This window comes from Desulfobacula sp., assembly GCF_030611305.1.
Lineage (GTDB): Bacteria > Desulfobacterota > Desulfobacteria > Desulfobacterales > Desulfobacteraceae > Desulfobacula.
Genome location: NZ_JAUWQB010000105.1, coordinates 1 through 9,692 on the forward strand (window position 1 = coordinate 1; position 9,692 = coordinate 9,692).

Consider the following 9,692-nt stretch of genomic DNA (forward strand, 5'->3'; position numbering starts at 1 on the left):
CCTCCAATAAAAAAAATGTATAGTAAAAAATCAAAATTTCAAATTGTTAAACTGAGAGATTTGATCGTGGCCGCTGAGCGAGTTAAATTGAAGGCTCACTCGCCGCCCCGAAATCAATCTCTCAGAACCGTACCAGTAGTCTGGTCTTTTTAAAGCCTTCCTTTTCAGCTTGTCTGATACTACAAAACAAAATCATGATTAGAAATTGTATTGTTGATCTTTTGAACGCCTTCTGCCAATTCCAATTAGGGATACCCCAAACATTACAGTGGGACCAGTCCCGACAGACAGGTATATCTTCCAGTCTTAGAAGCTCTTCATTGACATTGTGTCTCTGATCCAAGACCAAAATAGAATATATGGTATTGGGATGAAAAAAAAATCCATATATTGTGGTCAAGAGGTTGACAGTTAAATTTTGGTGACTATTTTATAACAAATTTGTATATTGAATTAGGAGGGCTTAAAAAAATGGCAAAAAGGCAAGTTTATCATGTGACAAAAAATCAGGGCAACGGCTGGGATGTAAAAAAAGAAGGTGGACAAAAAGCATCCGGGAATTTTGGCACTAAGCAGGAAGCCATCCAACGTGGCAAAGGCCTGGCAAAAAATGCGCCTCTCGGTCAGATCAAAATTCACGGACAGAATGGTAAGATCCAGACCGAACATACTTACGGGAATGACCCATATCCACCTAAAGGATAAAGGAGGGGGATGACAAAGAATTTAACGATCGACCAAAGCTTTCAAAAATTCCTCACCAACCTGAACCCGACCGATAAGCAGCTACAGCAAATCCAGAAAACAAGGGACTCAATCGATGCTGTCCTTGTCAACGACGACCGAATCTTCCTCAATACACAAAAACAAATTTCTTTCCTGACAGGTTCATATTCAAGAAAAACAATTATTCGCCCTATTGATGACATTGACCTCTATGTGCGGGTTCATTACAGCAAGCACGCTGAAGGGCAGTCTCCTATGTCAATATTGCGGTTGATGGCAAGGGCAATTCGAAGACAGTATCCCAAAAAAACAAAAATCAATGTTGATGCACCTTGCATCGTTGTAAAATTCAGGGACTATAAATTCGAGATAGTTCCTGCAGTGGGATACAGCGATGATCCTAATCTCTACAGTATCCCAGCTCCTGGCTCAAAAGAATGGATGCAGTGTTATCCAAATGTGCCGGATAAATGGCTTTCAGCCTGTAACCAAAACAATAACAGCCTGTTCATTCCGTTAATAAAGATGCTCAAACAGTGGAACCGGAATAATAAGGTTGGTCTAAAATCCTTCCATCTGGAGCTATTAACGGAAAAGGTATTCGGTGCAGTGACTGATATTTATTCATATCCACAAGGGATTTACGACTGGATGTACTATGTTCGGGATTGGATTTGGGAAAAAAATTATCCCTTCGTCCTTGAACCAGGAAAAAGTTATGACTATGTCGATGAATACCTATATGAAAAACCTTTCAGGCTGCACGTTGTCAGAAAAAAGTTCGATGCGGGGCTGAAAAAAGCGGAAAGAGCATGGAATTTTTATTCAAAAAGCAAGTATCCGGCTGCCAAGCGTGTCTGGAATAAAATGTTTGGTCCTAAATTTCCTGTTCCGCAAGCGCCGACGGTAACGCCTACCTATATTCCACCTAAGCCTCCTCCAGCACCTACTCTCAAAAATTTCTTGACAACTCAACCCACAACAGGGCTTTTGGGCGGATATCCACGTAATGCCTTGCGGGATGCTTTGTTAAATCCACAGCCCAAACCACAGCCTAACACCAATGCGTTACTCAGTTCGCTCTTAAACCCAAAAGATCCATTCAAAAGATAGAGGAATATATGTCTGAAGAAAACAATGACAATCTAATAAACGAGTGTAAGCGGATTGAAGAGGATTGCCTGTATACCGCCGAAACACATTACATCCTCGCTGCCGGTGCTGGCAGGGTAAGTTTTTGGGTGAAATTGATCCCTGCGGTTGCAGCGGCAATAAGTGGTGTTGCTCTTTTGTCCGGGGCTCCGAATTGGGTTGCCTGGTTCTCTGTAATTGCTGGTGTTGCTTTTGCCCTTCAATCAATCATGAACCCGGACAAGAAAAATGAGGAACATTCGCAAGCTGGCAAGAGCTACACAGCGTTGAAACATGAATCCCGGTCACTGTACCAGAACTTCTATAAAGAGATGGATAGAAATTCATTCTCGATTATGGTCCGGATTCTTCGAGAACGCTACAACATGCTTGCCAAGATGACACCTCAGACAACCACCAAAGCATTTGAAGAAGGTAGGAAAAGAATAAAAGCAGGAAGGCATACACCTGATTTTGAAGAGTCAAAAAATGAGTCTGAGTGAGGAAAACAAAGAGCTAAAAAGCCTGGATATTATATTTGATAGCGCTCAAAATAAGCTCCAGTTCCAGTCTGATCAATGGAATTCGATTGATCAGAAGAATGCTATTGTGATCGCGATTTATGGAATCATTCTCGCCATCTTTCTTACTGGTGGAATTACAGATGTGTTCGTCATCTATAAAAAAACCTTGTTGAATATATGGCTGTTTACATTGGTTGTTGGAATGGCATGCAACCTTTTATCTCTTAAGCCAAAAGATATTGACATTCCACCTAAAATTGATTCCTTGATAGACAAATACCTTAACAAAGAAATTGCTGATACTAAGGCCATTATATTATCAAGCATGAATAAATCAATATCAAGAAATGATGGTATAATGAGAAAGAAAACGGCGCTAATGTCGTTTTCAATAAACATATGCCTGCCGATAGCATTAGGGTTTTCGGTAGTGGCTGTGTTCTTAAAAATATTGAAAGGATAAAAGATGAGCAACGATCAAGACGAAAATGTCCAGAACAATAACCAGGAAAGTGGTGGGCCCTCTTCAGGTGGAGGAAATCTCCCCGACCCTGATCCAGATTTAAGCGACTATCACAAACGTGACGGCGGGGGTTCACAAAACATAGAGAGAAAATAGCAAGGGTGACTTTTCGTTAAAACAATAAAAGTAGGAGGTGGTAGCCTCCAAGAAAATTCCCGTAACCGATCATATCAAACTGAATTCTGTTCGATGTTATGCAAAAATACAAGTTTTAAGAAAAAGAGTAACTTATAAAAAGGAAATTCTATGCCATTAAGAGCCATAATTGATGGAAAGACAGTCCAATCTTTTGATTTTACAGAAGATGAATGGAATTCGTTGAAAAACAAACGATCTGAATTAGATGTTAAAATGATCTGTTGCAAAAATAAAGGCATTTTAAAAACAAGTAGTTTAGGAACATTTTTTTTTGCACATCACAGAAGAAACGGTTGTAAAAGCCCTTCTGAGTCTAAAGAACACTTATTAGCGAAATTTATTGTAGCCAAAGCAGCAAAAATGTCTGGATGGTGTGTTTTTACTGAATATAAAAATGAAACCCTTGATGGAGAGGCTTGGCAAGCTGACGTTTATGCTAAAAAGGACTCAATGCAAATAGCTTTTGAAATCCAGCTGTCACCTCAAACTAATAAAGAATATGATAGACGTCAAAAAAAGTATAAAACATCTGATGTGAGATGTGCATGGTTTTCTAAATACAAAAAAAATAAAGATTATTTCTTTGAAGATGATGACTATAATTTACCAAAATTTCCTATTGAATATTCTTCTAAAAATAATAGTTTTATCGTTAAAAGTTTTGATGTGGAATTATCTAATTTTATTGAAGGTATGTTGGCAAAAAAATTAAAAATGTTTGGAAGAGGCAAAACAATTGTTTCTGCCGGATTAATAATCACAGACGACATTTGTTGGAAATGCCAAAAAAAGATATCTGTTGTGTCTGGAATTGCTTATATTGACAAGAATTATGAAAGCAACGGTTTTGGAATAATTGGAAAAGATTCTGAGTTCCTTCATTTTTACGAAATATCTTCAACCACTTTATTGCAAATTGTATCAAACAAAATAAGACAGAATTATAAAATAGGGCCATTAAAAGAAAGATATAGCCATACCGGTGAAAACTCTTATTTTTCGAATGGATGCTATTTTTGTAATGCCTTGATTGGTGACCGTTTTATCAGCATGAACTCGCTTGAGCTTCTAGATAATGAAAGCATGCCAAGCCCCAAAATTTGTTATGATCTTGAAATTGGAAAAGATCTCCCAAAGATACAACCTTATTGGACATACAACGGGGAGAAAAAAAGAGTGCTATGAGATTTGTTAAAAATTTTTATCGATTTCATGCTACGTGTAAAATCACGTGTGAAAAACATGAATAAAGAAGGATAAAGAAGGATAAAGAAGGATAAAGACAACCACAAAAAACGACAAAACACACTGAAATCATTAATAAAACCTTTAAATGCATTGGGCTCAGTCCGTTCTCCCACGCCGGAAACCGGGGTTCGAAATAAACCTTCATTCAAACTGCGGACTATGTCTATAATTCTTGCTTTTTGGGATTCGTTCAAAAAAACCCTTGTTGGACCAAAAATACCTTTACCGCAAAGCATATATCCTATAATTCAAGGAATTTTCAAATGAATTCTCACCAGATTTTAATCCCGTAAAAAGCAAAGGAATATCAATCAACTGATAATAAAATTTACAACCTCCCATTCTATGTAAATTACACCGTGACATCTGCCAATTGAGGTTATGGAGCCTTTTGTAACAAAATTGAGACAAGCTGACCGTATCAGCATACCTTACTTTAGGCTCCCAGTCACACACACTTTCTTTTTCATTGCATTAGGGCAGAAAACGTGTAAAAAATTGGCAGGCCAATATTATAAAGGAATTATAATGACAGAAAAAATAAACGATCAGTGTCAAGATCCTACCCAAAGCTTAACCATTGAGTTACCTTGTCAAATGGTGGAACGAATCGAAAGGTATGCCAAAGAAAATAAAACAACTGTGACTGGAGCATTGATTGAAGCTCTGGATGGATTTCTGAGAAAGAATTGACACGAGGACCAATAATCCCCGTGTCAACTATGTGCCCAAATTGTGCCCGTCAAGGTCAAATATTTACAAACGGTTCCAAACGAAACCAAAAATAGACTCTCAAGGCCCTTACCAGTTAAAGGCTTGAAAATACAATTACATTTTAATGTTGCGTAAGTGGAACTGAAAATCCCCGTGTCGGCAGTTCAATTCTGTCCCTGGGCACCACAACAGACAAGGGTTTTGGCGATTTGGTCAAAACCTTTTTTATTTCACTCGCCTATTTAATACACATATAATACATTTTTATTTTTCTAATACATTTATAATAAAAAACCCAGCCAAAACATGACCGGGTTTTTTCTTTACAATCAAAATTCTTTTTTTTATGATGCGGTTGAATAAAATGAACAATCTTTTTTGATTGTTTCATATTATTCTCCTTGCCCCCGGGGCCTTATTCCCCCCTGGGGGTTTTTTTGCTCCTGAGATTGGATAGAATTATTTTGCAGGGGACAATAATACCTTCCAGTTAACACAAAAGGGACTTTTCTTTGTTGACCAAGGCTGTAATCAAGTTAGTCTCCAATTATGTTGCGACTTTTTTTTGTTGCCAGTTTTACCCCGCTGACCCAGCCCCAATATTTTTAATAATACCCCGCCAACCCTTCGTATAGATCGATCATAGTCCTGAGGAGGTGGCGGCCAGGCCTATGAAAAAAAAAATACGACAGCGAAGGTGTGAAAACTGCCATAATCTTTTCATGCCAGATCCCCGCCATTTGAAAAGACAAAATTTTGCCACAAATCCGAATGCAAAATAGCCAGCAAAAAAGCACAGTCAGAGGGAATGGTTAAAAAGGCCAAAGAACCGAGACTACTTCTCATGCCCTGAAAATGTGAGCCGGGTCCAGCAGTAGCGTGAACAAAATCCCGGTTACTGGAAGCGGAAGAAATCTACCAAAAGAACCTTATTATTTAAAGATGCGTTACAAGATATGTTATCGGCCAAAAAGCCTGTCTGTATTGCCTTTAGCCCTACTTTAATAAACAGTGTTGAAAATTATGCTTGATATCACTGCACAAGGGGATATAATATTGAAATCGAATATTCCTAAAATTGGATTGCACAAGATCAAGGGTGCTAAAATGAATACATGTATTTTTTCAGTGAAACTAAATAATTCAATGACATTAATGCTAAAATACATAGTAATTCAAAGAGAAAATTTTGGGCAAATAGTGAGGAAACGAAAAACTGGCTTGACTGTTAGCACACGAGTGGAACGGATATTGCCAGACACAGTGGCCTACGTAGTAAAGCAAAATATTATGTTGCCAGTTTTTTTAAGAATTTTTAAAATTCGCCCTAACCCATTGAATTTAAAGATAATATCGATTTACACAGACTGAATCAAAATCCATTTAAAAATCAGGTAGTTACGGTCGCTCGCAACATAACTCCAATAAAATTTAATGGCATCTTGATTAATTTTAGTTGTGCCTTTTCCCATATATTGTAATTTTGAATCTGAGAAGAAAAATAAGATAAATACAACATTTTGTGCCCGGAAGAATTTTCAAAAAGTGACTGCTTCACGTTAAAACACCCGCTAACGTCATGATCCAGAGCACCGGCTATATCTTTTTGAAGTTATCGGTCTTAGGGATTTTTTGCTCCTGGGAACTTATACCATAAGTCCACGCTTCGTTTTTATACATCAGCTTTTAATAAAACAGGTAGCCGCAATTAGAAGTTCGGTCGTTCATCATAGGCTCTGTCATATCGGACATAATGTGAACAATTAAATTTTGCATCTCAACCTTCTGACGCAGGCGACAACGACAAATAGATTCTTGTTCATGGAAAACTTCTTGTTTTGTCTCCGGGCATGACTTGCATACATTGACCTCATCTAAAAGCCGACGAATCTCAGTGGTATTTTTAGAGCCTGAGGTCTGTTCCAAGACATGGTTAATGTTCTTTTTAAAGCACATTCAATTCCTCCGCATAGGTTGGCAAACAACATAGTTTGCGTATGCCGATTATTAAACAGACAGTTTATCCCACCTGAGAAGCTGAGCGATCACCATTCCTGATATAAATCCCACTGCCAGGTTTGAGGCCAGGGTAATACCAAGAATCATAGTGGAAACAAAGTATTCTTTGCGGTTTTCAAGGTCCATGATGGTCAACGCCAGCTGGGCACCGGCAAAAACGAGCAGTATTCCCAAAATAGACATAGGCAGCAGATTAAAAAAACCGACGATATTATTTCCAAGAACCAATGCCAGTATTAAGATAAGAAAACCGATTATCAAGTTGGACCCAGCTGTACGTGCTCCGAATCGATAGTGTGCTGCTAGTCCTCCGGCGCCGTGACAAAGGGGCATTCCCCCCAGGCAAAAACTTAAGAAGTTGGCCAGTGCCATGCTTACGCAGACCTTACGATTGGACACCTTCGATGACTTATCTTTAAAATATTCCTTGGATAAATCAGTATAGGCTAGTACAGCATTGCCCATTGTCATTGGAAGCTGGGGCAATACCAGGGCAAACAATGCAAACGTAAAATCGGCTTTTTCCGGAAAAGGGAAGGGTAAAAATTTTGGGATGTTGAATCCAAGACCACCACTTGACAAGTCAAGCCTGGCACCCAGAATCAAACCGGTTATGAGACCACCTGCAACAACTATTAATCCGGCAGGGAATTTTTTATTATCCAGCAAAAGAAAGGTCACAATACCACCGATCACACCGATGACTATTCCCACCTGAACCGGACCAAAAAATTGAACGGTTAGATAGGGCTCTGCTGCATTTTGAAGTACCTGGAATTTTGATGTCCCGATAATGAACTTGATCCCACCTGAAATCAGCATTGCTCCGGTGGATAATTGTACACCCCGGATGACAGACTTTGGCGTATATTTTCTGATGGTTTCGATTGCTCCCGTCAATCCAATTATCAAAAGGAAAATACCCATTAGAAGTGATGACGCCAGTATTTGAGAAGGCGTTAAGGCGGTTGCTATGGCATAAGCTCCAATCACTTTCATGGGTTGAACCGGGACCGTGACATCGAAATAGAGTCCGGAAATGATAAAAAACAGAGCAATACTGAAAAATAATCCGACCGGATTGAGTCCATTAACCAGAACCATTGCAATGGCTATTGGCAATAATGCACCAAGATCTCCAAAAGACCCTGCTATTTCCATTCGATTAAATTTTATGTTTTTAAACATTCATTATCCCTTTATATATGAAGAAGTTGATGACGTGGTAATAAACTTCAGGAACAATTATCATCCAGTATGCAATACTACTGCAAAACTGTTAAATAGAGCCCGGACCCGATCACCTTTTTTAAGGCTTAATTGGCGATAGCTTTCTGTTGTAACAATCGAACATAGCTCTGTAATATCTGAAATTTGAACAATATACTCTGTATTGATGTCCCCTTTGTTTATCTGAGTTACTCTACCATCAAATTGATTTTCCGCAGTACATGATATCGTTTTCGAATCTTCTATCCTTTGCAGCACGACCCACTGTGCTTTAACTTCTGCCGTAATCAATCTGTTTTGTTTTAATCCAAGGTGACTAACGCTACCAGTTGTAATGGTTGCAGTTACAGAAAAACTATCAATTGTAATCATTTCAAGTCTTGTTAAAATGTCGCCTTGTTCAACAACCTTGATTTTACCAAAAAATGAGTTCCGAGCACTGGTTTTGCGATCAGATTCCCCTTCCATAAATAATTGAGTAATCCGCTGAATCTCTATTTCAGAAAAAGAGACCATTGATTTTGTTAAATTGGGTGTCGAGTGTCCTAAGATGCTTTGTACTGCCGGCATTGGCATATTATTCTTTAATAGCTCTACAGCTCTGGCCTTGCGAATCATCTCTGGACCGCCCAATTTTTTATCAAATCCACAGGATTTGGACCGCTCATAGAATTTTCTTCGAACAAAACCGGGATCGATGCTAAATTTAGTTTTAACTGATGTTGAAAAAACAGGATCAGATAGCATAGATTTAATTTCATCAGCTAAAGAATGGGAGACTGGAATTTTTCTTAATATAGGTGTGTCTTTTGAATGATGATCTCTAATTGAAATGTGACAGTCACTAAGGTCGATGTCTTGAAATAGATTAAGAGATAGAATTTCGTTGAGCTTTGCTCCGGTGTATCGAATCAACAGAAATAATAACAATATCCGTGTTCTGGAAAGGCGGACATCAGATCGGGATGCTACCTGAAGCCAGCCACGATATGATTGTTCCAGCTTGGTGAGCTGAATTGTATCGAGACAATTTTTTTTATCCTGTTCAGTAATAATACTTTTTTGATCGACATTCTTTTGTATGTTTCGTTGCATTGAATATATCCAATATATTATTTTTAATAACACGATTATTATAATTTACGTGTTTCTTAATGTCAAGAAATTTTTTTTAAACCGTCTACTCTTTGAAATTCCATAAGCTTGTACAATGATTTGTATTCAATTTTTTGATCTTTTGAAAAGGTAAGTCTAAAAAAATAATTCCTGAAAGAACAATTTCAGATAGTCAAAAAGCGATTATGTCTGGTACCTTTCAGAATAATTGATGTTATGAATTTGTGAGAGCTTTTCAAACTATCTCACACAGATTCATGGCTCAATTATTCTGGGGTAAATAGTTTCATTTTTTTCATATAATTTAAGCTGAAAACAGAATA

The 9,692-nt window shown here is 38.0% G+C and carries 10 protein-coding genes; 7 read left to right on the forward strand and 3 right to left on the reverse strand.

Annotated elements, in window-relative coordinates:
* The first annotated feature begins 471 nt into the window (after positions 1 to 471).
* The 7 genes from QAI40_RS15270 to QAI40_RS15300 all read left to right on the forward strand — a co-directional run bounded on the left by QAI40_RS15270 (position 472) and on the right by QAI40_RS15300 (position 4,983).
* A complete protein-coding gene (locus QAI40_RS15270) occupies positions 472 to 705 on the forward strand; it encodes a DUF2188 domain-containing protein (RefSeq protein ID WP_304511770.1) in 234 nt (77 codons plus the stop codon).
* 9 nt (positions 706 to 714) lie between these two features.
* Positions 715 to 1,839 carry an SMODS domain-containing nucleotidyltransferase gene (locus QAI40_RS15275; RefSeq protein ID WP_304511771.1) on the forward strand — a complete coding sequence of 375 codons (1,125 nt, stop codon included), beginning with the start codon at positions 715 to 717 and terminating at the stop codon, positions 1,837 to 1,839.
* 8 nt (positions 1,840 to 1,847) lie between these two features.
* Positions 1,848 to 2,360, forward strand: a complete 513-nt coding sequence (locus tag QAI40_RS15280) for an SLATT domain-containing protein (RefSeq protein ID WP_304511772.1) — start codon at positions 1,848 to 1,850, stop codon at positions 2,358 to 2,360.
* Positions 2,347 to 2,844 carry a hypothetical protein gene (locus QAI40_RS15285; protein WP_304511773.1) on the forward strand — a complete coding sequence of 166 codons (498 nt, stop codon included), beginning with the start codon at positions 2,347 to 2,349 and terminating at the stop codon, positions 2,842 to 2,844. The genes QAI40_RS15280 and QAI40_RS15285 overlap by 14 nt, the downstream gene beginning before the upstream one ends.
* A gap of 3 nt (positions 2,845 to 2,847) precedes the next feature.
* Positions 2,848 to 3,000 carry a hypothetical protein gene (locus QAI40_RS15290; protein WP_304511774.1) on the forward strand — a complete coding sequence of 51 codons (153 nt, stop codon included), beginning with the start codon at positions 2,848 to 2,850 and terminating at the stop codon, positions 2,998 to 3,000.
* 150 nt (positions 3,001 to 3,150) lie between these two features.
* On the forward strand, positions 3,151 to 4,227 hold the full coding sequence (locus tag QAI40_RS15295; protein ID WP_304511775.1) for a competence protein CoiA family protein: 1,077 nt from the start codon (positions 3,151 to 3,153) through the stop codon (positions 4,225 to 4,227).
* A 591-nt stretch (positions 4,228 to 4,818) separates the two neighbouring features.
* A complete protein-coding gene (locus QAI40_RS15300) occupies positions 4,819 to 4,983 on the forward strand; it encodes a hypothetical protein (protein WP_304511776.1) in 165 nt (54 codons plus the stop codon).
* Between the two features lie 1,707 nt (positions 4,984 to 6,690).
* Here QAI40_RS15300 and QAI40_RS15305 read toward each other — a convergent pair.
* From QAI40_RS15305 to QAI40_RS15315, 3 genes are read right to left on the reverse strand one after another with little or no spacing between them, the layout of a single operon-like run.
* Complete coding sequence (locus tag QAI40_RS15305) at positions 6,691 to 6,960, reverse strand: hypothetical protein (protein ID WP_304511777.1); 270 nt, start codon at positions 6,958 to 6,960, stop codon at positions 6,691 to 6,693.
* 51 nt (positions 6,961 to 7,011) lie between these two features.
* A complete protein-coding gene (locus QAI40_RS15310; RefSeq protein WP_304511778.1) occupies positions 7,012 to 8,211 on the reverse strand; it encodes a putative sulfate/molybdate transporter in 1,200 nt (399 codons plus the stop codon).
* 60 nt (positions 8,212 to 8,271) lie between these two features.
* Entirely contained in the window at positions 8,272 to 9,348 is a 1,077-nt protein-coding gene (locus QAI40_RS15315; protein ID WP_304511779.1) for a TOBE domain-containing protein, read from the reverse strand.
* Positions 9,349 to 9,692: the final 344 nt, after the last annotated feature.

Excerpts from the sequence above, each read along its gene's own strand:
- QAI40_RS15305 (WP_304511777.1), bottom strand. The coding sequence starts at position 6,960 with ATGTGCTTTAAAAAGAACATTAACCATGTCTTGGAACAGACCTCAGGC.
- QAI40_RS15280 (WP_304511772.1), top strand. The coding sequence starts at position 1,848 with ATGTCTGAAGAAAACAATGACAATCTAATAAACGAGTGTAAGCGGATT.
- QAI40_RS15295 (WP_304511775.1), top strand. The coding sequence starts at position 3,151 with ATGCCATTAAGAGCCATAATTGATGGAAAGACAGTCCAATCTTTTGAT.
- QAI40_RS15310 (WP_304511778.1), bottom strand. The coding sequence starts at position 8,211 with ATGTTTAAAAACATAAAATTTAATCGAATGGAAATAGCAGGGTCTTTT.
- QAI40_RS15270 (WP_304511770.1), top strand. The coding sequence starts at position 472 with ATGGCAAAAAGGCAAGTTTATCATGTGACAAAAAATCAGGGCAACGGC.
- QAI40_RS15290 (WP_304511774.1), top strand. The coding sequence starts at position 2,848 with ATGAGCAACGATCAAGACGAAAATGTCCAGAACAATAACCAGGAAAGT.
- QAI40_RS15315 (WP_304511779.1), bottom strand. The coding sequence starts at position 9,348 with ATGCAACGAAACATACAAAAGAATGTCGATCAAAAAAGTATTATTACT.
- QAI40_RS15285 (WP_304511773.1), top strand. The coding sequence starts at position 2,347 with ATGAGTCTGAGTGAGGAAAACAAAGAGCTAAAAAGCCTGGATATTATA.
- QAI40_RS15275 (WP_304511771.1), top strand. The coding sequence starts at position 715 with ATGACAAAGAATTTAACGATCGACCAAAGCTTTCAAAAATTCCTCACC.
- QAI40_RS15300 (WP_304511776.1), top strand. The coding sequence starts at position 4,819 with ATGACAGAAAAAATAAACGATCAGTGTCAAGATCCTACCCAAAGCTTA.